Below are 20,918 nucleotides of genomic sequence, written 5' to 3' on the forward strand. Positions count from 1 at the left end.
CCCTGATGTTGGACAAAAAATCCAACCTCAGGGGCGTTTTACGTGAGCAAGCACACCAAGCAGTTCAAACTTTCAGCCATCCATGCCTTTCTGCAGCGAGGCATTGGCTATCGCACCATCGCATCTGAGTTGCAGATGGATCCCTCCTTGCTTCGGCGCTGGGTCGCGAGCTATCGCATCCATGGCGAGGCTAGCCTCTGCGGACAAACACGGACTTTCAGCCCTGAGTTCAAGCTTTCGGTGCTTGAGCGGATGTGGCGCGACAAGCTATCGCTGCGCCAGACGGCAGCCGTTTTCAATATGAGCCACTCCAGCCAGATAGGCATATGGGAATCGCAGTACTACAGTGGCGGCATCAAAGCCCTGACAGCAAAGAGCAAAGGTCCGCGCAGTCTCATGCCTAAACCACCTGTTCCACCCGCCAACACCCCACCTGTAGCCGATGAAGATCTCTCGCACGCCGAGTTGCTGGCCAAGCTGCGCCATGCCGAGATGGAGATCGCCTATCTAAAAAAGTTAAAAGAGCTGCGCGAGGAGAAGGCGAGGCAGAAGAAGGCCGAGAAGAAAAAGTCCTGATCATCTCGGCCTTGCGTAACCGATTCCCCCTCAACAACCTGCTCAAGTTGGCTGGGCTGGCGCGCAGTACGTACTACTACCAACTCAAGGTGATGGCTGCAGGTGACAAGCTGGCCCCGTTAAAGGCTCATATCTGTGAGACCCAGGGGCGGCATAAGGGGCGCTATGGCTATCGACGCATGACTGCAGCGCTGCGCAACATTGGCCAAATAGTAAACAGTAAAGTTGTGCGCCGGCTGATGGGTGAACTCGACCTCAAATGCACGGTGCGCGTGAAAAAGTACAAGTCCTATCGCGGTCAGCCCGGACGCATTGCGCCCAACACAATGGAGCGCGATTTCACGGCAGCAGAGCCCAACGAGAAATGGGTAACAGACGTGACCGAGTTCAAGGTGGCGGGTGAGAAACTGTACCTATCGCCGATATTGGACCTGTTTAGCGGGGAGATCGTGGCGCATCAGATCGATACTTCGCCGCACTATCCTCTGGTCGGCCAGATGCTGGAGCAGGCGCTTGCGAAGCTACCGGAAGGAGCCAAGCCGATGCTGCATTCCGACCAGGGCTGGCAGTATCAATACTACGCCTACCGGAATCGACTCGAAGAAAAGGGGCTGGAGCAGAGCATGTCGCGCAAAGGCAACTGCCTGGACAATGCACGAATGGAGAGTTTTTTCGGCACACTGAAGATAGAGATGTACCATGGTCAGCGCTTCGCCAGCATCGCAGAGCTGAGGGCGGCAATCGATGAATACATCAACTACTACAACCATGATCGAATCAAGATGGGGCTGGGCGGCCTGACTCCCGTGGCATACAGGAGTCAGGCTGCAGCAGCCTAATCACAGACTGTCCAACAAATGGGGCGCAGTTCAGGAATCACGTATTTCCTGTAGGAGCGGGCTTGTCCCGCGAAGCTTTTTCAGAACTTGGCCAATTCTTCGCGGCAGAACTCGACGAACAGCTGCGCGGGCTTTGTCAGTTGCACCCGCTTCAGGTGCGCCGCCGCCAACCCCGACAACGCCACCGGTTCGGCGATGTCGATCATCACCAGCTTCTGCCCGTCATACGTGCATTCCGAATGCGGCCGGGTCACCAGCAATGAAAACCCGAAGCCCTGCCCCACCATCCCGCGCACCATCTCGATCGACGGCGAACTGAAGACGATGTTCGGCGTCAGGCCCATTTCATTGAACAGGCTGACGAAGTAGGTCCGGCTCGGCGCCACGTCCAGCAAGATCATCGGCTCCGGGCACAGATCCCGCAGCGACACCTGCGCCTGGCCGGCGAAGCGGTGCTTCTCGGGCAGCAGCACGTAAGGCTTCTGCGGCGGCATCAACGGTTCGGCCTCGATGGTGCCATCCAGGTCGTGGTCGTAGAGAAACGCCAGGTCGAAAGTGCCGGCAGTCAAACCCTGGATCAGGTCCTGCTGCTCGCCATCGCGCAAGCGAATATCCACGCCCGGATAGCGTTCGCGAAAGCCGGCGATCAGCCGCGGCAGGTACAGCGGTGCCACGGTTTCGAAGCAGCCGATGTCGATCTGCCCGGCCACGGTGTCGTTGTCGGCCAGGGCGTTCTGCTCGAACTCGTGGGCCATCTGCAGCAACGACTTGGTCTTGGCGTAGAAGCGCTTGCCGCTGGGGGTCAGCGACACGCCCTGGGCATGGTGGCGGATGAACAGCTGCACACCGAAGCTTTCTTCCAGGCTTTTGATGGCCGTGGAGATCGATGGCTGGGCGATGTACAGCTGGCGCGAGGCCTCGGCGACGCTGCCGGCCTCGACGGTGGTGACGAAATACTTCAGTTGTCGCAGGGTATAGGAAGCCACAGGCACCTCGTTGGCGCCGTTCGGGGCGCCTTGGAATTTTCCTGCCACTTTACCCTGTGGCCTGATTCAGCGGGCCGCCGGGTGATGAAGGATTTGCCTAAGGCTTGAACATAGTTTTCTTGTGTTGCCGGTGCGGGCAATCAATAACTGAAATCATGCCCCAACTGCCCCTGCATCCATGCCAGAAACCGCCTCACCCGCGGCAGCTCGGCATGCCCCCGCGGAAACACCAGGTGATGGGCACTGACCGGGCTTGCCTGCTCGGCGCCGAACACCGGTACCAGTTGCCCACGCGCCACATAGTCCTGCGCCAGCAGCGAACTTTCCAGAATGAACCCGTAGCCATGGCTGGCTGCCTCCAGGCTCATGTACGAGCGGTCAAAGCTCAAGGCAAACGGTGCCTGTGGCAGCGACACGCCCTGCTGGGCGAACCACAACGGCCATTGCACCAGCGCCGACTCGGAGAGGATCAGGTTCTGCCCCAGCAAGTCGGCTGGCTGGTCGATCGGCTGGCGTGCCAGCAGCGCCGGCGACGCCAGCACCGTGGCGCGCTCATGGCGGATGGTGCGTACCTCCAGGCTCGGCCAGTTGGGGTAGCCATGGCGGATATCGACGTCGATCTGGTGGCGGCCAAAGTGCAGCGCTTCATAGGAGCACGACAGGTTGATCTGGATATCCGGGTGGCTGGCGCGAAACTGCTCCAGCCGCGGCAACAGCCAGAGCAGGCCGAAGCTCGGCGCCGAATGCAGGCGCAGGCAGTCGAAGCCGACCGCGCTACCGGCCCGCTCGGTGGCGGTGGCCAGGCTTTGCAAGATGCCGGAGACCTCGCGCAGGTACTGATCCCCCGCCGCCGTCAAGGTCACCCCCTTGGCCGTGCGCAGGAACAACGGCCGGCCGATCAGTGCCTCCAGGTTGGCGATCTGGTGGCTGACCGCCGAAGGGGTCAAGTTGAGCTGCTCAGCGGCGCGCGCGACGTTACCAAAACGTGCGGCCTGCTCGAAGGCCTGAATCGCTTTCAGCGGCGGCAGTTGCAAGGGCTTCTTGCCCGGATCGTGATTCATCGTATTCCTTGGGTGTCACGGGCCTCGAACGTGATCACGCCCCTACCCTGTGCTGAATTTTTTTCAGCATAGGCTGAAGCGCACTGCGTTGCCCAGCCCTCGTCCGGATACCAAGCTGTGCCCACAACAACAAACATCCGGAGTACACCCATGCTGCTCGAAGGTAAAATCGCAATCGTCACCGGCGCCGCCTCTGCCCGCGGTATCGGCCGCGCCACCGCCCAGGCCTTTGCCGCCCACGGCGCCAAGGTGGCCATCCTCGACCTCGACCTGCAAGCCGCCCGCGACGCCGCCGCGCAGCTGGGCGATTGCCACCTGGGCCTGGCCGCCAACGTCGCCGACGAAGCCCAGGTGCGTGATGCGGTGGCCGAGGTCCTGGCGCATTTCGGTCGCATCGATGTGCTGGTCAACAACGCGGGTATCACCCAACCGGTGAAAACCCTGGACATCACCGGCAAGGACTATGACCGCATCCTCGACGTAAACTTGCGCGGCACGCTGCTGATGTCCCAGGCCGTGATCCCGTCCATGCGTGCCCAGCGCTCAGGCAGTATCGTCTGCATGTCGTCAGTGTCGGCGCAGCGTGGCGGCGGCATCTTCGGCGGCCCGCACTACAGCGCCGCCAAGGCCGCCGTGCTGGGTCTGGGCAAGGCCATGGCCCGTGAGCTGGGCCCGGACAATGTGCGGGTCAACGCCATCACGCCGGGCCTGATCCATACCGACATCACCGGCGGCCTGATGCAGGACGAGCGCCGCCACGCCATCATCGACGGCATCCCCCTGGGCCGCTTGGGCGAGGCCCGCGACGTGGCCAACGCCGCCCTGTTCCTGGCCAGCGACCTTTCCAGCTATCTCACCGGCATCACGCTGGACGTCAACGGGGGCATGCTGATTCACTGACGCCCCCACGCACTATGTATCGCATCTGAGCCCCGCCACGGCAGGGCAATCGATAACAACAAGAGATCAGATCGACATGACCACCCTAACCCTCGACGCGGCCACGGCCGCGCGCAGCAATGCCTATCGCAAGACGGCCTGGCGGCTGATGCCCTTTCTCATGCTGTGCTACCTGTGCGCCTATCTCGACCGGGTCAACGTCGGCTTCGCCAAGCTGCAGATGATGGATGACCTGGCCCTGTCCGAAGCGGTCTACGGCCTGGGCGCCGGGATGTTCTTCATCGGCTACTTCCTCTGCGAAGTGCCGAGCAACATCATCCTGCACAAGGTCGGCGCACGGCGCTGGATCGCCCGCATCATGATCACCTGGGGCCTGATTTCGGCGCTGTTCGCCTTCGTCGAGACAGCCTGGCAGTTCTATGTGCTGCGCTTCTTCCTCGGCGTCGCCGAAGCCGGGCTGGCACCAGGCCTGCTGCTGTACCTGACCTACTGGTTCCCGTCGTACCGGCGGGCGAAGATGACCGCCCTGTGGTTCATCGCCATCCCGCTCTCGGGCATGGTCGGCGGGCCGCTGTCGGGCTGGATCATGGAGCGTTTCGCCGGCGTGCACGGCTGGGCCGGCTGGCAGTGGATGTTCGTGCTCGAGGCGGTGCCGACCGTGCTGGTCGGCATCTTGGTGCTCAGTTACCTCAAGGATGGCGTGCACCAGGCGCACTGGCTCAACGACGAGGAAAAGGCCCTGCTGCGCAAGGAGCTGGCCGAGGACGAGCAGCACAAGGTGCAGCATGGCTCGGTGGCCGACTTCATCCGCGACCGCCGCCTGTGGCTGCTGGCCGGCATCTACTTCTGCGTGGTCATGGGCCAGTACGCGATCACCTTCTGGTTGCCGACCCTGGTACGCAATGCCGGCGTCGCCGACCCGCTGCATATCGGCTTGCTGACCAGCCTGCCCTACCTCTGCGCCATAGGCGCCATGCTGGTGGCGGGACGCAGCGGTGACCGCCACCGCGAGCGGCGTTGGCACCTGGCGATCCCGATGCTGGCCGGGGCGCTGGGCCTGACCCTGGCGGCAGTGTTCGCCAGCCACCTGAGCCTGTCGATCCTCAGCCTGTGCCTGGCGGCGTCCGGCATCCTCTCGGCCTCGTCGCTGTTCTGGATGCTGCCGACCACGCTGCTCGGGGGGGTGTCGGCCGCCGCCGGCATCGCCGCAGTCAACAGCTTCGCCAACCTGGCCGGGTTCTGCTCACCCTTCCTGATCGGCTGGGTCACCAGCACCCTGGGTAACAACGCCATCGGCATGTACCTGATCAGCGCCGTGCTGATCGTCGGTGCGGCATTGGTGTTCCGCGTGCCGGCGGGCTTGGTCAACCGTTAATTTCCCTAGTAAGGAGCTACCCCATGAATGCCGTACCCGCTACCTCGGGTGCGCGGCCTCTGGCTGCGCGCGCCTACAACATCCGCCGTAACGCCCTGCGCATGGGCCAGGTCCAGGGCCAGGGCTATATCGGCCAAGCCCTTGGGGCCGCCGACTTGCTGGCCGTGGCCTACTGCCACGCCCTGCGTCTGGACCCGGCCAACCCCGAGTGGGAACAGCGCGACCGTTTCTACCTGTCCATCGGCCACTACGCCATCGCCCTGTACGCCGCGCTGATCGAAGCCGGGGTAATCGCCGAGGATGAACTGGAAAGCTATGGATGCGACGACAGCCGCTTGCCGATGTCTGGCATGGCCGCCTATACCCCCGGCATGGAAATCACCGGCGGCTCGCTCGGCCACGGCCTGGGCATTGCCGTCGGCGCCTGCCTGGGCCTCAAGCGCAAGGGTTCGACCAGCTGGGTCTATAACCTGCTGTCCGATGGCGAGCTGAACGAAGGCTCGACCTGGGAAGCGGCGATGTCCGCCAGCCACTGGCAGCTGGACAACCTGATCGCCATCATCGACGTCAACAACCAGCAGGCCGACGGCCATTCCAGTGAAATCCTCGCCTTCGAACCCATCGTCGACCGCTGGCAGGCCTTCGGTTGGTTCGTGCAACGGGTCGACGGCAATGACCTCGACGCCCTGGTCAAGGCGTTCGACCTGGCCCGCGCCCATACCGGCGCGCAACCGCGGGTGATCGTCTGCGACACACGCATGGGCAAAGGCGTGCCCTTCCTCGAAAACCGCGACAAGACTCACTTCATCCGTGTCGACGAACACGAATGGGACCTCGCCCTGCAAGCACTGGACGCCGGAAGCCGCGCATGAACAACCCGACCGTAGCAGCAAAACGCCTGACCACCTCGGCGATGATCGCCTCGATTGCCGCCGAAGGCCAACCGACTCGCCCTGCGCCGTTCGGCCACGCCCTCGCCAGGCTGGCCGAGCAGCGCCAGGACATCGTCGGGCTGAGCGCCGACCTGTCCAAATACACTGACCTGCATATATTCGCCAAAGCCCACCCGGAGCGCTTCTACCAGATGGGCATGGCCGAACAGCTGCTGATGAGCGCCGCGGCCGGTATGGCCCGCGAAGGCTTCACCCCGTTCGCCACCACCTATGCGGTGTTTGCCTCGCGGCGCGCCTATGACTTCATCTGCATGGCCATTGCCGAAGAAAACCTCAACGTCAAGATCGTCTGTGCCCTGCCCGGCCTGACCACTGGCTATGGCCCCAGCCACCAGGCCACCGACGACCTGGCGATCATGCGCGCCATGCCCAACCTGATGGTGATCGACCCGTGCGACGCCCTGGAGATCGAACAGGCGGTACCGGCCATCGCCGCCCATCAGGGCCCGGTGTATATGCGCCTGCTGCGCGGCAACGTGCCCTTGGTGCTGGACCGCTACGACTACCGCTTCCAGCTGGGCAAGGCCCAGGTGGTGCGCGGTGGCCGTGACGTGCTGGTGATTGCCAGCGGGCTGATGACCATGCGCGCACTGGAGGCCGCCGAACAGCTGCACAAGGATGGCGTGGATGTGTCGGTGCTGCATGTGCCGACCATCAAGCCGCTGGACGAAGCGACGATCCTGGCCGAGGCCCGCAAGCCGGGGCGGCTGGTGGTGACGGCGGAGAACCACTCGATCATCGGCGGGCTGGGTGAAGCGGTGGCCGGCGTGCTGCTGCGCAATGGCGTGACCCCGACCTTCCGCCAGATCGCCCTGCCGGACGCGTTCCTCGATGCAGGGGCGTTGCCGACCTTGCATGACCGCTATGGCATCTCCATAGAGGCGGTGGCGCGGCAGATCAAGGGCTGGCTGTAAGCAGCAATGTCCCAGTCGCCGGCTTCCCGGTGACTGGGACATTTCAGTCAACACACTGCTGTAGTCGCAGAATTGCACACCAACGTGCCGAGGCCCATAACCCTATTTTCGATCGTCGTCACTCGAAGGGGATGTTGGCGACTACACAATCATCGCCAATCAACTTGTACCCGTGCTCGCACAGCATTCCCACGACCGGGGCAACGCCGCGTTTCTTTCGGGATAGTTTTTCCATCGCATCAGCATCTCTGCCATCGACGGCATCCGCCTGGAATGTTTTCGAGTCGTCGATCTGGCTGCCGCCATCATTGGTATTCAACTGCTGTTGTGCTTGCGCGAGGCCCGTAGCGATCAGAAGTACAACCATAACCCTGAACTTCATATGCATTACTCCTTGCTGAGATGGGATTGCTCGCCAAGGCTATCGCCGAGTAACCTATGCCCCCATCTGGAAATGCAGCAACGTAAAGGAGCCGGGCCAGGCCTCGCTGGTGAATTGGGCCAGAGCCGTCTTTACTGGTAGGTAACGACCCGCAGGTACGGTGTGCGCCTATGAAGATCGTTGTCACCAGCATCCTCGTCGACGACCAGGCCAAGGCCCTGGCGTTCTACCATTACGTACTGGGCTTCGAGCCCAAGCATGACATCCCCATGGGCCAGCATCGCTGGCTGACGCTGACCTCACCCAATGACCCAAATGGTGTCGAGCTACTGTTGGAGCCCGATGCGCACCCGGCGGCCAAGGTCTACAAGCAAGCGCTGAAGCAGGATGGTATTCCAGCCACCTCGTTCGGCGTGCGCGATATCCAGGCCGAGTACACCCGGCTGTGCAAGGCCGGCGTGAAGTTCATCCAAGAGCCCACCGACCTGGGGCCAGTCACGGTCGCGGTGTTCGACGATACGTGCGGCAACCTGATCCAGATCGCCCAGAAACACTGAGCCGCGCCCATGGCAGCCAAAGCTGCCATTGGCTACATTGCAGCTGTATCCCGTGCGCCACAACAAGGAAAACAGATGCGCCACGAATTCAGCGAAGTGCTCAACGACCTGGTCGACTATTTCCTGCTGGGCGATATCCAGCTGCTCGACCGTTTCAAACACGAAAACCACCTGTCCGATGACCTGGCCCGCGAGTTCACCAGCAACGACAGCGGCGACAAGGCCGTGGCCGAAGGCGTGGTGGTGCCGCTGGCGGGGGTCGACAACCTGCCCTACCACATCCTGTTCACCCTCGATGGCTACACACCGGCCCTGCTCGAACCCGGCAGCCGGCTCAAGCACCGGCGCAACGGCTATGTGCTGCAGGTCGAGAACCGTGCGGTGATGCTGTACACCTGGCGCGTCCTGCAGCACTTCACCCCCAAGACGTTGGGTGACCTGCTGGCCCGTTATCAAGTGCCGGGGAGGCCGATGATCGAGCTGGACAACGGCTGGTACGACGTCGAGGTGCTGGCGGGGGCACTGATCAGGGATGGGTTGTACGAACCTGCTTTTGAATTCGTGCTGAAGAAGCGCTGGAGCCGGGGCGAGGCCAAAGGGGTCGATACCGGGTATGCCTTCAGCTTGCGGGGGTATTTCGACTGACTTTTGCCTGAGCCGGCCTCTTCGCGGGACAAGCCCGCTCCTACAAGGAACTTCACCGGTCTTGGGACCGGCAAGTACCTGTGGGAGCGGGCTTGCCCGCGAAGGGGCCAGGCCTGCCTAACCGATATCCCGGTCCTTGGTCTCGGGCAGGAAGAAGATTCCCAGCACCGCCGTCATCACCGCAATCACGATCGGGTACCAAAGCCCGTAGTAGATATCCCCGGTCGCTGCCACCATGGCGAACGCCACCGTCGGCAGGAACCCCCCGAACCAGCCGTTGCCAATGTGGTACGGCAGCGACATCGAGGTGTAGCGGATGCGCGCCGGGAACAGTTCAACCAGCCAGGCGGCGATCGGCCCGTAGACCATGGTCACGTAGATCACCAGCAGGGTCAGCAGCAACAGCACCATCGGGTAGTGGATCTTCGCCGGGTCGGCCTTTTCCGGGTAGCCCGCCTCTTTCAAGGCACCGCCCATGGTCGCGGTAAAAGCATCGCTCTGGGTCTTCAGGTCGGCGGCTGCCAGGCTGCTGCCGTCGAAGCTCGGAATCACCCGCTCACCGATGCGAACCTGCGCCACGCTGCCAGGCTCTGCCGCCTGGTTGGTGTAGGGAATCGCACGCTTGGCCAGCAGGCTCTTGGCGATGTCGCAGGAGCTGGTGAATTTGGCCTTGCCCACCGGGTCGAACTGGAACGCGCACTGCCCAGGGTCGGCAACCACCACCACCGGGTTCTGCTCCTGGGCGACGAACACGTCCGGGTTGCCGTACTCGGTCAGCGCCTTGAAGATAGGGAAGTAGGTCAACGCGGCGATGATGCAGCCGGCCATGACGATTTTCTTGCGGCCAATGCGGTCCGACAGGCTGCCGAAGAAAATGAAGAACGGCGTGCCGATCAGCAAGGAACCGGCGATCAGCAGGTTGGCGGTCTGCGGGTCGATCTTGAGCATCTGCAACAGGAAGAACAGCGCGTAGAACTGACCGGTGTACCACACCACAGCCTGCCCAGCCGTGCCGCCGAGCAACGACATGATCACCACCTTGAGGTTGTCCCAGCGAGCGAACGATTCGGTCAATGGCGCCTTGCACGCTTTGCCCTCGGCCTTCATCTTCAGGAACACCGGCGACTCATTGAGCTGCATGCGGATATACACCGAAATCGCCAGCAACAAGATCGACAGCAGGAACGGCACCCGCCAGCCCCAGGCCTCGAACACCTCGGTGCCCATGACGGTGCGGCAGGCCAGGATCACCAGCAGCGAGAGGAACAGGCCAAGCGTGGCGGTGGTCTGGATCCACGCCGTGAAGAAGCCGCGCCTGCCTTTGGGCGCGTGCTCGGCCACATAGGTAGCTGCACCGCCATACTCGCCACCCAGCGCCAGGCCCTGGAGCAGGCGCAGGGTAATCAGAATGATCGGTGCCGCCACGCCAATCGCCGCGTAGCTGGGCAACAGCCCCACCACTGCGGTGGACAGGCCCATGATGACGATGGTGATGAGAAAGGTGTGCTTGCGCCCGATCATGTCGCCCAGGCGGCCGAACACAATGGCGCCGAACGGCCGCACGGCAAAGCCGGCGGCAAAGGCCAGCAAGGCGAAGATGAACGAGGTGGTTTCATTGACGCCGGCGAAGAAGTGCTTGGCGATGATCGCTGCCAGCGAGCCGTACAGGTAGAAGTCGTACCATTCGAACACGGTGCCCAGCGAGGAGGCGAAGATGACCTTGCGCTCCTCCTTGGTAATGCCCCGTTGGGGCGCGCTACTGCCCGTGGAAGCGCTGTCGAGAACCGCCATGGGTTGCCTCCGTCTTGTCGTTATCGCAGGCCGGAGTACCTCACACCCATTTCACCGTCGCACCCAGGCCCTAGGGCTAGCATTGGTTGCGCGAAGCACGACGAGGTCGCTGCCTCGGATCGCAGCAAGGTAACTGAAGCATAAATCGGCTTTGCCACAATATCCACTTGCCAGCATCGCCAGATGCCATCACCCCAGAAACCGCTGCACCTCGGCCAAGACTACCTCGGCCTGTTCCCGGTGCGGAACATGCCCGCAGCCTGGCAACAGGCACATCGCGCTCGGCCCGGCGGCCAGTGTGGTGAAGCGCCGGGGATGCGCTGGCGAACCGAATTCGTCCTGGTCGCCATGCAGACTTAGCAGCGGGCAATGTACCTGCGCCAGCAGCGCATCCAGGTTCCAGTCGGCGAAGGCGTCGTCCAGCCAAGTGTCCACCCAGGCGCGCAATACCCAGTCGGCCTTGTCGCCGTGATAACGCGCCAGACGCTCCAGCTGCCCCGGCTCGGCGAACTGATGGTCGGCGTCGCGGATGCCCTGCAAGGTACGGTCCTCGACAAACGCCTGGGCCGATTCGATGATAAGGCCTCGGCAATGCTTGCCATGGGTTGCTGCGCAGCCGACGGCCATGCCGCCGCCGACGCTGTGGCCAAAGACGATGAAGTCGCCGATGTCCAGCTGCCGCCGCAACGCCGCAAAGCCCTGCTCCGCCTCAGCCTCGACAAAGCCACGGCGCAACCGGCCTGGATGCGCATCGGAGCGGCCAAAGCCCAGTCGGTCATAGGCAATCACCCGCTGGCCGGTCGCCGCAGCCAGCTGTTCGGGGAAGTCACGCCATAAGGCAACGCAGCCCAACGAGTCGTGCAACAGTATGATCGGCACGCCCTGGGCGTTCAGGGGGCGCCAGTCCTGGGCGAACAGCTTGCCGTCAGGCGTATCGATCCAGTGTTCGAGCACGTCGACCTGCGTCATGCCGCCCCCTCGACCGGGCCCTTGAGCTCGACCTGATTGCCATCGGGGTCGAAACAGTACAGCGACAGCCCTTCGCCTTCGGCGCCATAGCGCTTCTCGGCTGCTTCGACCGCCACCCCAGCCGCCTGCAGGTAAGCCGTCAGGGCCTGCTCGTCGAACGGTTCGATGCGCAAGCAGAAGTGGTGCAGATTACGCCCTTGCGCCCCCGGCGCCGCACCGCCAGGCCGGCCCAGCGGGCCGTCGAGCGTCACCAGGTCGATCATTGCCGTGCCGGTCGCCAGGTGGATCATGCCCAGGTCCGGGCGCTCGCGGCTTACCGTGCAACCCAGTAGATCACGGTAAAAGGCCACGCTGCGCTGCAGGTCACTGACTCGCAACACCAGGTGGTCGATGTGCTTGAGGGTGAACGGTCGCATGCCGGGTCTCCTTCTGGCGATTGCCCGTGAACGTTCGCCACCATAGCCCAGGACCTGGCCCGCTGACCATCACCCTCTACTCATTCACCAGACGTTGCAACTGGCCACCTTCATGCCGGAAGAGGATACGCAGAATCTGGTCGACCAGCGCCCGGTCCGGCGCCTCCAGGTGAAAATGATGCCCACCGGGGTGCCAGGACACCTTGGCATGGCCTGGCAATGCAGCCTGGCGCTGTTCGAAACCGTTGCCGCTGAACGCGCCCTGCCGACCAAACATCAGGTACAACGGGCAGCGAATCTCCCGCAGCAGATCACACGCCTCGCGCTCGGTCAGCGGCATGGGCTCGGGCAGCACCAGCCGCGGGTCGTGGCGCCAGCAATAACCCTCGGCCAGCTGCAACAGATCGCGCAGGGCCAACAGCCGCGCGGCGTCTTCCGTCAACTCGCCATCCAGGCGCTTGCGCCGTTGCTCTAGTGCGGTTTCCAGGTTGTCGAAACGGCTGCCATCCGGGTCGGTAAATCCCTGCAACTGGCTGCGTTTGACCATTTTCTTGAGTCGGTAGGCGCGCGCCAGATGCTGCACGCGATCGTCCTCGGCCACGGTAAAGGGTGCCCCGATGCCATCGAGAAAGATCATGCTGGCGATACCACTGCTCATGGCCGCGAGCAGCGAGGCGATGCCGGTGCCCATGCCATGGGCAAGCACATGAAACTGAGACAGACCGAGGCTGTCGGTGACCGCCAGCATGTCCTCGGCATGCTCCCAGAGGTAATAGCCACTGTCGTGACGGCGATGGTCCGAGCGGCCGTGCCCCACCAGATCGGGGGCCACCACAAAACAGCCTTCCAGCAATGGCCCCAAGCGCTCGAACGAGGCCGCATTGTCCAGCCAGCCGTGTAACGCCAACACCGGAATGCCATCTTCGGCCCCCCAGGTGCGTACTGCTATTTCGATGCCATCGAGGTCCAGCAGGTGATCCTTGGGACTGCACAGCGAATGCATCCGAGTTCTCCCTATCAGAGTGCCAGCACCTGAGCCAGCACCACCTTCACGTCATGCTTTGCCTCACCTTCCCTCACTCGCCCGGCCGCTGTTGGCCTGCTACCGACCCTTGCATGCACAGAACCGACCCTGCGCAGCCATATGTACTGCCTCTTACGCGGGTCAATAGCTTCGACTCTTGCCTCCATACAACGGAGCGCCAGCAACATGAACCAGACACCAACGCCCTATCATCAGGTCCAGATCACCCGCAGCATGCCCGCCTGGGTAAGAACCCTGCATCCCGACCATACCCGGCGCATCGTGCAGACCGTGCGTAAAGACTACATGGATGAAAACGGCTCGCCCTACAGCTGGTACGCCGCAGCAGCGCCCGAGGAGCAACAGCTTCTGAAGCAATGCATAGGCTATCGCGATACCCAGGTGAAGGCACTGCATGCGGTGCTCAGCAAGCTCAAGGGAATCAGCGAATTCTGCAAGCCACTGCTCGAGGCCAGGCTTGACCTGGCTACCGACGTGGAGAAAGCCCAATACGTTCATCAGCCTTTCGAGGTCGTCAGCCCCTGGATCAATCCACCCGGGTTCGAATTCTCGCCGCCACCTGTGCAGGAGCCAGAGCCCACAACGACTCGCCCGGTAGGCGCGGCGCAAAAGCGCTCACTGCTGGAGGCGGCACTGCACAACTTCGAAGGCCTCGACGAAGTCGGCCCCTATGATGCCTTGACGCAGAGCACGCATACCGACGAAGCCCTCCGGGCCCTTGAGCCTGAAGGCTTCGTGCGCCTGTGCCGCAAGCTGGATCTCGGCCAGCAGTATCAGGACCACCTTCACGCCGTTTACCAAGGCACGAATCAGGCCGAGATCGAAAGGCTATGGATTCAGGCCAACAGGCAGGCATTGAAGGTCCAGGCCTTGATCGCATCACTCAAAGGGCTCTTGTCGCGCCGTGGTCGCGATGCCCTGGTCCAGCTGTGCAACAACGAACGTTTTCCGCACTACGGCGAAGCGTCACTGCACTGCTGGCGCTTCAGCCTGTTCGGCATCCCGATACATGACGTGCTTCTGATCGGGCCCGACCAGGCTGACCAGAACAACCCCTGCATCCTCTTCATTCCCAACGATACCGAGCACCCGGTAAGGGAATATCCATCCTTGCAGGCAATGGGGGCACACCTTCGGCAACGGGTGCTGCACAGCAGTTTCCGTCAACAATTGATCGGCTTCGCTCACAAGCGCCAGCAGCCCGAACTCAGCCGCAGGCTGGAAAGCGCGCTGTTCACGGTTACCGACACGGGTATCCGCAAACCACGCGAAGCCAGCAACATCCACTGGGTCAAAACGCCACTGGCGTCAGATCCCTGGCCAGTGCTGTACCAAAGCCACACCAAGCGCCTCAAGCAGGATGCCCGAACAATTGCCGTCCCCACTGCCGATGCCGATGCGAAGGCCCGCGCCGAGCAACTACAGCACTGGCTCGATGCAGGCATGAATGCGCTCAATGTAGCCGCATTCTTCATACCGGGGCTGGATGCGGTGATGCTGGCGGTATTTGCCTACGACATCATGGATTCCGTGTTCACCGGTTTCGCCGCCTGGGAGGACGGAGATACCCACGAAGCCTTGGGCCAACTGCAATCACTGGCGATCAATGTCGCCGTGCTTGCCGGCTTCGCTGTCGGAGCCAAGGCGCTGAAGGCCTCCGGGTTCGTCGATGCCCTGGAGAGCGTTTGGCATGGTGACAGGCAGGTGCTCTGGCATGCCGACATGCGCGGCTACGCCAGCACTAAGACGCTGCCCGAGCAACTGCAACCCGACCCTCAAGGGCTCTACCGTACCCCGACCGGCACCTACCTGCGCCTGGAGGGCCGGCTCCATGAAGTGTTCGAAGACAGCCAAGGCCAATGGCGAGTTCGTCACCCCAACGCAGTAAACGCCTATTCGCCAAGATTGCATCACAACGGCCGGGGTGGCTGGCGACTGGCTCATGAACAACCCCTGCACTGGGACGATAGCCAACTGATGCGGCGACTCACCCCCAACGACAATCTGGCCGATGCCGATCTGGATGCTGCCAGGCGCAGCAGTGGCATCGACGCGCGCATTCTGCGCCAGGTGCACCTGGGCAACGAACGTCCTCCTGCTCAGTTGGTAGAGCTGATACAGCGACTGGCAGTCGACGACGAAACGCTCGATATCATCCATCGGGTTCGTCAACATAAGCCTCTGGCGGCCTACAAGAACTACGCCTTACCTGAGCTCCTGCAGCTCAAGGGTTGGCCGGAAGATCACGTGCTCAAGGTGTACGAGGGCGCAGAGCCATTCGGCGCGCACACGCGCCTGGGTGGCGACTGGAGACCCGGCCAGGTGGAGATCGAGATCACCCTGAGCGATCTGGAAAACGGTGAGCTTTGCCAAGTCATCGTCGATCAGCTGGACAGTGGCGTCGTGCACGCCTTGATGGGTGATATACCCGTATCCGAACAGTCTTCGAAACTGGCCAACCTGCTCGGCGACCAGTTGCAAGGTAAGCACCACGCTATCTTCGACAGCCTTCGCGCGAGCAGGCGCGTACCTCAGTCCGTTCATGCGCAAACGCTGGGTCGGCAATTCCCAGGTTTGCCGGACGCAGTGCTGCAGGATCTTCTGGCAGCGACCAACCCGCAGGAGCAACAACACCTGGCGATGAAACGGGTGCCCCTGCGTATCGGCGAGCAGGCGCGAATAGAGCAGGCACGGGCGCGCCTGGATCGTGCCTTGCTGGGGCTCTATCGCAAAAGCCTGAGCACTGCCGACAGTCTGACACTCGAGGCCGCGTTACGGGCCGAGTACCCTGCAGCAAGCCTTGCGCAACTGTTCGATATTGCTGTCAGTGACCGTGCCCGCGCCGCCATGCTGCTAGGCCAACGACCGATCAAGCCTCGCTTTGTGTCGCCGTCGCATCTGGCAGGTGGTGGTCTGGGTTACCACCTGAGTGGCAGGGGCATGGGCATCGAGGAGCGGCGGCTTCAACGCCTGTATCCAGCCCTTGACCCCATTGAGCGACGCAACATGCTGGATGACCTGCGCAGGCATGGCAATGTCGGCGAGCAGATCACTGCACTGGAAAGGCAGCAGCAGATTCTGGATGACCACTTGCGTGCCTGGGTGGCGCAAGCAACGCCTGAAGAGCAGCCGTCGCGCAACCAGCTGCGCGAAGTCCTCAATCGTGTGTGGCGCCGGGACTATGTCGAGCGTTTTACCCTGGAGCACATGCACATCCCGGCCCTGCCTTCTCTTCCCGTGCGCCTGGACCACATCATTCGCCTGGACATCGATGCGATTGGCCTGCAGGAAATACCTGAAGATTTCCTGCGCAGTTTCCCAAGGCTGCAACAGCTCAGCATTCGCAACAATTCGTTGCTGCGGACCAGTTCGCTGTTCAGGGCACTGCCTGACGCCCATGAGCTGGGCGGCCTGAGCCTCATCGACTGCGGGATCACGGAGCTGACGTTCAACGAACGCGAAACACTTGCCTCTCTCCCGGCACTGCGAGCCCTTGACCTGCATGACAACCCGTTGCAGCAGCTGTCCGGCCTGGAGCGTTTCACTCGACTGGAGCGGCTCAACCTGAGTGACTGCCAGCTGTACGCCTGGCCAGATGGGCTGACAGCACTGATGGAAAACCCGCACGCTGCACTGCACAACCTGGACTTGAGCGGCAACGCTATCACCGAAGTACCAGAGCTGGCCCGTGTACTCGCAAGCCCCTTCGTGGCGGCGCTCGAGCGCGCTGACAACCCGGCCCGCTGGAGTATTCTGCGAAACCCGCTGGCATCGGAGCCCAGCTTGCAACTCGCCAATCGGCGGGTGCAGGTAGAGTTCAATTTGTGGCTGCTCGATGCCAGCGACGCACGCCGCAGCATCTGGGATCAACTGTTCGTTGAAAACGCCCATCCTGAGTTGCAAGACATCGTCGAGCGCTTGGCCGAAGTGCGCGCCATGGATATCGACGTTGACGTCTGGCCTCTGCTTGAATTGATAAGCGATGTCCGCAGCAGAGCAATCGCTTTGCACCACCCGGATCTGCTTCCCCACCTGACCCAACGCCTGGAGCGGGTGGCCCTGGAATTCGCAAACGCTGAAAGCAACGCCCTGGCCGATGCCTTGAGCACGCTGCAGGTGGAGGTGAGCATCCTCTCGGAGGTGGTAACGACACCGCCTCACCCGGGAAGAATGTTCAATACGATGCGCGGCTTGTATGCCCGCGAAAGCGTGAACGGGTGTGCCCGCATCATCCATCAGGGGCGGGTAACCACCCGGGCACAACTGCGGCAGGCCCTGGATCAGGATCCAAACCTGAACGTTGCGCAACTGCAGTTGCCGTGGCTTGACCCACTGGACGAATTGCCATCCGACCAGGTTCTCGGTGACGATTCCGACCTGGAAGAAATACGCCTGAGGCTTCGTGAAGAGCTGGCCGATCTTCTCGGTTTCCCCGAGCCTGGCCCTTTACAATGGTTCTACACAGTGGCCCCACTGTCAGGAGCCACGATCTACAACGTCGAGCAGCGGGTCTTCAGCCTGGAAGCGGATGCCATTGCGCGGCGCACCTGGATCGCCCAGCACCCCGACTGGCAAATCTATTTGCGCACCCACTTTGCCGAACGCTTCGAGGCCCTGAACGAGCGCTGGGTGGGAGTCATTACCTATCTGGAAGGCCTGCAACACGCAGCGGCAAGAGCAGACCACGGACTGCCCAGCGAAGTGCTCGCCGGGGTAATCGACCTGCTTGGCCAGGTGCTAGCCACCACCCCCGTCGATGCCAACGGGCAGTTGCTCCCTGTGACCCTGAATGAGGGCCAGTACCTGGAGGCCAGCAACCTGATCCCCGCCAGGTTGCAGCAGGAGCAAGCGGCCTTGAACGAACAGCTGACCGCCGAGGCCGACCCGAACTGACCCCAGCCTACTGCCCGCGCAGGTCGTCGAAAAAGGCCTGGCGCCCATCGACCTGCGCCGATGCGCGAGGTGCGCCCGCCACCTCGCCGTTGGCGCTCTCGACATGCCAGTAACAGTGCCTGACGGCGCGTGTCACCGCCACATAGGCCAGGCGCTGCACCTCTTCCTTCTGTGCCGTGTCGAACGGCTGGGCATCGCCGGCCTTGCCCAGGCCAGCCTGGCGGTAAACCTGGTTCTTGTACGGCGAGCTGGTCAGGTACTGGCAATCGCCGAGCATGAACACCGCATCGGCCTGCAACCCTTTGGCACTGTGGTAGGTCAGCTGGCGCAGGCGCCGCTGCTCGGCGGGCAACAGCGCTTCGGCGTGCAGGACGCTTTGCAGGTGCTCGTTCATCAGGGCTTTGTCGCTGCCTTTGCGGTACAGCATCATCACCGACTCACCGCGCTGGTAATGCTCGATCAATGTCTCGCCCAGCGCCGCCTCATCACGGTCGAATACCCGCACCGGGGCGCCCGGCAGCTCGGCGGCCGGCCCGCTGGCGCGAGCCTTCTTGCCGGCAATGGCCGGGGTGCCTTTGACCAGGTGTTCGGCGGCGTCGATTACCTGCTGCTGGCAACGGTAGTTGTCCACCAGCATCACCCGAGTGTTGGCCGGCGACGGGAAGGCCTTGGTGAACTCCATGAAGTACTTCGGCGAACTGCCGCGCCAGCCATAGATTGACTGCCAGTCGTCGCCCACGCACATCAGCGAAGAATGCTGGGCATTGCGCCCGGTATGCATGGCCGGGCCTCGGCGGCGGATTTCCGCGAGGCTGGCGCGCAGCCAGCTGACGATCTGCGGCGAGACGTCCTGGAACTCGTCGATCATCAGGTGCGCCAATGGCCGCAGCAGCGGGTCGGGCAGCAGCTGCAGGTTCTCCGGGTTGTTCTCGCCGAACAGAGCGAACATGCGGTTGTAGCTCATCACTGGTGGCGACTGGTCGAGCAGGTGCGCTTCCAGGGCTTTCCAGTACAGGGCCAACGCTTCAAAGAACAGCGCGTCGGGATCGCCGGACGGGAAGCTCATGGCTGCCACGGCCGGGTTCACCTCAAGGCCCAGGTTCTCGATGAAGTTGGCGGCGCCGACGAAGGCGTCGAGCAGCGGCGCCGGAGCCAGTTCGCCCTTGACCTTGTACTCGAAACCGGGCCCGGCCACGGCATCGCCGGCCAGCGATGCGGCCAGGCGCCGGGCCATGGCGTAGTTGTCGAGCCAGATCAGCGGCTTGTCGCAGAACGCCTGCAACAAGGTGCGCTTGACCGCCCACTCGGCACGCACCGCCAGCTTGGCGCCGGGGCGTTGGTACTGGCCGCTTTCCGCCGGGTCGAAGCCCAGCACCACCCAAGCATCGAGGCCTTCCAGGCGGCCATGCACATGGAAGCGGCTGCCATGGATCTCGACCGTTTCGCGGCAGGGCTCGATCCCCTTGATCGGCCAGGCGCCAGCGGCAAACCACAGGTCCTCGATCACGTCGCACAGTTCTTCGTCACGCTGGGCGGCCAGCTGGGTGACCTGCACCCGCTTTTGTACATCCGGGTGGTCCGGATCCAGTGGCTTGAGTTGCAAGGCCTCGCGGCGCAAGGTGGCGACGATCTCGGCGAAGCGTGGGCTGTCGCCGAGCAACTGGCTGTAACACTGGTTGAGCTGTTGGCGCTGGGCATCGTTCAGGCGCAGGTCGAACGGGTTGCTCTCGGCTTCTGCCTCACGGCCAGCCGGCATCTCGTTGCCCAGGGTCTCGAACGCGCGCACCTGGCTGAAGCCCGGCAGGCTGCGCACCAGCGGCAGGATCCGCGAATGGAAGGTACGCACCAGTTCGCGGGCCTTGGCCGGTTGCAGGTCGAGCTGCCAGAGGCCGAACACCTGTACCAGGCGCTTGATGAAGTCCTTGCGCGACTCGCGGGTGAACGTGACCACGGTCATCGCGTCCAGCTCGTAGCCCAGGTAGTGACGCAGCAGCAGGATGCGCAGCACCAGCGAGGTCGACTTGCCCGCCCCGGCGCCGGCCACCACGCAGGTGGACGGTGTGTCGCTGAAGATCAGCTTCCACTGCGCCGCGCTGGGCTGGGCCTCGGCGGGCAAGCGCTGGGCAACGTCGGCCTTGAAACGCTTTTTCAGTTCCGCGCTCAACGGCAGGCGCCAATCGTCGAACAGGTTGTCGTCGTGCCCGGGCACGGCGGCGGTGTCAGGGCGCGTGTCGCGAATCACCAGCACCTGGCGACCGGCCTCATAGCCTTCCACCCGGCCACGCTCGAACCCTTCACGCAGGCCATCGGCATGGCCGCTGCGCTGCCCGGTAACATAGCCAAGGAACCAGGAGTCACGGTGTTGTGCCTGCAGGCGGCTCAGGCCACGGCCCAGCAGGCGGGCAGCCAGGCGGCGCAACCAGGGCAACTGGGCGGGCGGGGTCAGTTCGGCGGGGGCCTGGGGTTGCTCGTGAGCCACGGTCACTCCGTTGAAAATCAGATCAGCGGGCCATGTTCGCCGCATCTGCCAAAAATCGCCAGCGAATGCTTGCAGATCAGTGGATTAGGCGATGAATCGCATAATCCACATCGCTACTATCAATCTACAAAACAGAT

At 62.8% G+C, this 20,918-nt stretch carries 16 protein-coding genes; 8 read left to right on the forward strand and 8 right to left on the reverse strand.

Annotation, left to right across the window (positions count from 1 at the left end):
* The first annotated feature begins 42 nt into the window (after positions 1 to 42).
* A protein-coding gene (locus tag ACOKS3_RS16320) for an IS3 family transposase (protein WP_422764683.1) occupies positions 43 to 1,415 on the forward strand; the annotation gives its coding sequence in 2 pieces (ribosomal slippage) (positions 43 to 516 and positions 519 to 1,415; 1,371 coding nt in all).
* Between the two features lie 80 nt (positions 1,416 to 1,495).
* On the opposite strand, the gene ACOKS3_RS16325 is transcribed toward ACOKS3_RS16320, so the two are convergent.
* Both ACOKS3_RS16325 and ACOKS3_RS16330 read right to left on the reverse strand, forming a co-directional pair.
* Complete coding sequence (locus ACOKS3_RS16325) at positions 1,496 to 2,401, reverse strand: LysR family transcriptional regulator (RefSeq protein WP_103447619.1); 906 nt, start codon at positions 2,399 to 2,401, stop codon at positions 1,496 to 1,498.
* Positions 2,402 to 2,541: 140 nt separating this feature from the next.
* Positions 2,542 to 3,462, reverse strand: a complete 921-nt coding sequence (locus ACOKS3_RS16330) for a LysR substrate-binding domain-containing protein (RefSeq protein WP_103447620.1) — start codon at positions 3,460 to 3,462, stop codon at positions 2,542 to 2,544.
* Between the two features lie 150 nt (positions 3,463 to 3,612).
* Here ACOKS3_RS16330 and ACOKS3_RS16335 point away from each other — a divergent pair, with 150 nt between their 5' ends.
* The 4 genes from ACOKS3_RS16335 to ACOKS3_RS16350 all read left to right on the forward strand — a co-directional run bounded on the left by ACOKS3_RS16335 (position 3,613) and on the right by ACOKS3_RS16350 (position 7,604).
* Positions 3,613 to 4,362 (forward strand): SDR family NAD(P)-dependent oxidoreductase, encoded by a 750-nt coding sequence (locus tag ACOKS3_RS16335; RefSeq protein WP_422764437.1) that lies wholly within the window; start codon positions 3,613 to 3,615, stop codon positions 4,360 to 4,362.
* Positions 4,363 to 4,438: 76 nt separating this feature from the next.
* Positions 4,439 to 5,737, forward strand: coding sequence for an MFS transporter (locus tag ACOKS3_RS16340; protein WP_422764436.1), 1,299 nt, complete (start codon positions 4,439 to 4,441; stop codon positions 5,735 to 5,737).
* Between the two features lie 23 nt (positions 5,738 to 5,760).
* A complete protein-coding gene (locus tag ACOKS3_RS16345; RefSeq protein ID WP_103447623.1) occupies positions 5,761 to 6,609 on the forward strand; it encodes a transketolase in 849 nt (282 codons plus the stop codon).
* Positions 6,606 to 7,604 carry a transketolase family protein gene (locus tag ACOKS3_RS16350; RefSeq protein WP_422764435.1) on the forward strand — a complete coding sequence of 333 codons (999 nt, stop codon included), beginning with the start codon at positions 6,606 to 6,608 and terminating at the stop codon, positions 7,602 to 7,604. Before ACOKS3_RS16345 ends, ACOKS3_RS16350 begins: the two co-directional genes overlap by 4 nt.
* Positions 7,605 to 7,722: 118 nt before the next feature.
* Here ACOKS3_RS16350 and ACOKS3_RS16355 read toward each other — a convergent pair whose 3' ends face one another.
* On the reverse strand, positions 7,723 to 7,986 hold the full coding sequence (locus ACOKS3_RS16355) for a hypothetical protein (RefSeq protein WP_422764434.1): 264 nt from the start codon (positions 7,984 to 7,986) through the stop codon (positions 7,723 to 7,725).
* Positions 7,987 to 8,156: 170 nt separating this feature from the next.
* Between ACOKS3_RS16355 and ACOKS3_RS16360 the strand changes: the two genes are divergently transcribed.
* Positions 8,157 to 8,543, forward strand: a complete 387-nt coding sequence (locus tag ACOKS3_RS16360; protein ID WP_103447626.1) for a VOC family protein — start codon at positions 8,157 to 8,159, stop codon at positions 8,541 to 8,543.
* A gap of 75 nt (positions 8,544 to 8,618) precedes the next feature.
* Complete coding sequence (locus ACOKS3_RS16365) at positions 8,619 to 9,188, forward strand: hypothetical protein (RefSeq protein ID WP_103447627.1); 570 nt, start codon at positions 8,619 to 8,621, stop codon at positions 9,186 to 9,188.
* 117 nt (positions 9,189 to 9,305) lie between these two features.
* On the opposite strand, the gene ACOKS3_RS16370 is transcribed toward ACOKS3_RS16365, so the two are convergent.
* The 4 genes from ACOKS3_RS16370 to ACOKS3_RS16385 all read right to left on the reverse strand — a co-directional run bounded on the left by ACOKS3_RS16370 (position 9,306) and on the right by ACOKS3_RS16385 (position 13,367).
* Complete coding sequence (locus ACOKS3_RS16370; RefSeq protein ID WP_422764433.1) at positions 9,306 to 10,979, reverse strand: MFS transporter; 1,674 nt, start codon at positions 10,977 to 10,979, stop codon at positions 9,306 to 9,308.
* Between the two features lie 189 nt (positions 10,980 to 11,168).
* Entirely contained in the window at positions 11,169 to 11,948 is a 780-nt protein-coding gene (locus tag ACOKS3_RS16375) for an alpha/beta fold hydrolase (protein WP_422764432.1), read from the reverse strand.
* A complete protein-coding gene (locus tag ACOKS3_RS16380) occupies positions 11,945 to 12,364 on the reverse strand; it encodes a VOC family protein (protein ID WP_103447630.1) in 420 nt (139 codons plus the stop codon). Before ACOKS3_RS16380 ends, ACOKS3_RS16375 begins: the two co-directional genes overlap by 4 nt.
* Before the next feature lie 76 nt (positions 12,365 to 12,440).
* Complete coding sequence (locus ACOKS3_RS16385; RefSeq protein WP_103447631.1) at positions 12,441 to 13,367, reverse strand: alpha/beta fold hydrolase; 927 nt, start codon at positions 13,365 to 13,367, stop codon at positions 12,441 to 12,443.
* Positions 13,368 to 13,574: 207 nt separating this feature from the next.
* Here ACOKS3_RS16385 and ACOKS3_RS16390 point away from each other — a divergent pair, with 207 nt between their 5' ends.
* Complete coding sequence (locus tag ACOKS3_RS16390) at positions 13,575 to 18,302, forward strand: dermonecrotic toxin domain-containing protein (protein ID WP_422764431.1); 4,728 nt, start codon at positions 13,575 to 13,577, stop codon at positions 18,300 to 18,302.
* A 7-nt stretch (positions 18,303 to 18,309) separates the two neighbouring features.
* Here the strand turns inward: ACOKS3_RS16390 and ACOKS3_RS16395 are convergent, their stop codons facing one another.
* Entirely contained in the window at positions 18,310 to 20,826 is a 2,517-nt protein-coding gene (locus ACOKS3_RS16395; RefSeq protein ID WP_422764430.1) for a UvrD-helicase domain-containing protein, read from the reverse strand.
* Positions 20,827 to 20,918: the final 92 nt, after the last annotated feature.

It is taken from the genome of Pseudomonas sp. HS6-2, from assembly GCF_049325675.2.
Classification (GTDB): domain Bacteria; phylum Pseudomonadota; class Gammaproteobacteria; order Pseudomonadales; family Pseudomonadaceae; genus Aquipseudomonas; species Aquipseudomonas putida_N.

What these genes read in the sequence shown, in the direction of transcription:
- ACOKS3_RS16330 (WP_103447620.1), bottom strand. Translation starts at nt 3,462, where the DNA reads ATGAATCACGATCCGGGCAAGAAGCCCTTGCAACTGCCGCCGCTGAAA.
- ACOKS3_RS16335 (WP_422764437.1), top strand. Translation starts at nt 3,613, where the DNA reads ATGCTGCTCGAAGGTAAAATCGCAATCGTCACCGGCGCCGCCTCTGCC.
- ACOKS3_RS16340 (WP_422764436.1), top strand. Translation starts at nt 4,439, where the DNA reads ATGACCACCCTAACCCTCGACGCGGCCACGGCCGCGCGCAGCAATGCC.
- ACOKS3_RS16345 (WP_103447623.1), top strand. Translation starts at nt 5,761, where the DNA reads ATGAATGCCGTACCCGCTACCTCGGGTGCGCGGCCTCTGGCTGCGCGC.
- ACOKS3_RS16350 (WP_422764435.1), top strand. Translation starts at nt 6,606, where the DNA reads ATGAACAACCCGACCGTAGCAGCAAAACGCCTGACCACCTCGGCGATG.
- ACOKS3_RS16355 (WP_422764434.1), bottom strand. Translation starts at nt 7,986, where the DNA reads ATGAAGTTCAGGGTTATGGTTGTACTTCTGATCGCTACGGGCCTCGCG.
- ACOKS3_RS16360 (WP_103447626.1), top strand. Translation starts at nt 8,157, where the DNA reads ATGAAGATCGTTGTCACCAGCATCCTCGTCGACGACCAGGCCAAGGCC.
- ACOKS3_RS16365 (WP_103447627.1), top strand. Translation starts at nt 8,619, where the DNA reads ATGCGCCACGAATTCAGCGAAGTGCTCAACGACCTGGTCGACTATTTC.
- ACOKS3_RS16370 (WP_422764433.1), bottom strand. Translation starts at nt 10,979, where the DNA reads ATGGCGGTTCTCGACAGCGCTTCCACGGGCAGTAGCGCGCCCCAACGG.
- ACOKS3_RS16375 (WP_422764432.1), bottom strand. Translation starts at nt 11,948, where the DNA reads ATGACGCAGGTCGACGTGCTCGAACACTGGATCGATACGCCTGACGGC.
- ACOKS3_RS16380 (WP_103447630.1), bottom strand. Translation starts at nt 12,364, where the DNA reads ATGCGACCGTTCACCCTCAAGCACATCGACCACCTGGTGTTGCGAGTC.
- ACOKS3_RS16385 (WP_103447631.1), bottom strand. Translation starts at nt 13,367, where the DNA reads ATGCATTCGCTGTGCAGTCCCAAGGATCACCTGCTGGACCTCGATGGC.
- ACOKS3_RS16390 (WP_422764431.1), top strand. Translation starts at nt 13,575, where the DNA reads ATGAACCAGACACCAACGCCCTATCATCAGGTCCAGATCACCCGCAGC.
- ACOKS3_RS16395 (WP_422764430.1), bottom strand. Translation starts at nt 20,826, where the DNA reads ATGCGGCGAACATGGCCCGCTGATCTGATTTTCAACGGAGTGACCGTG.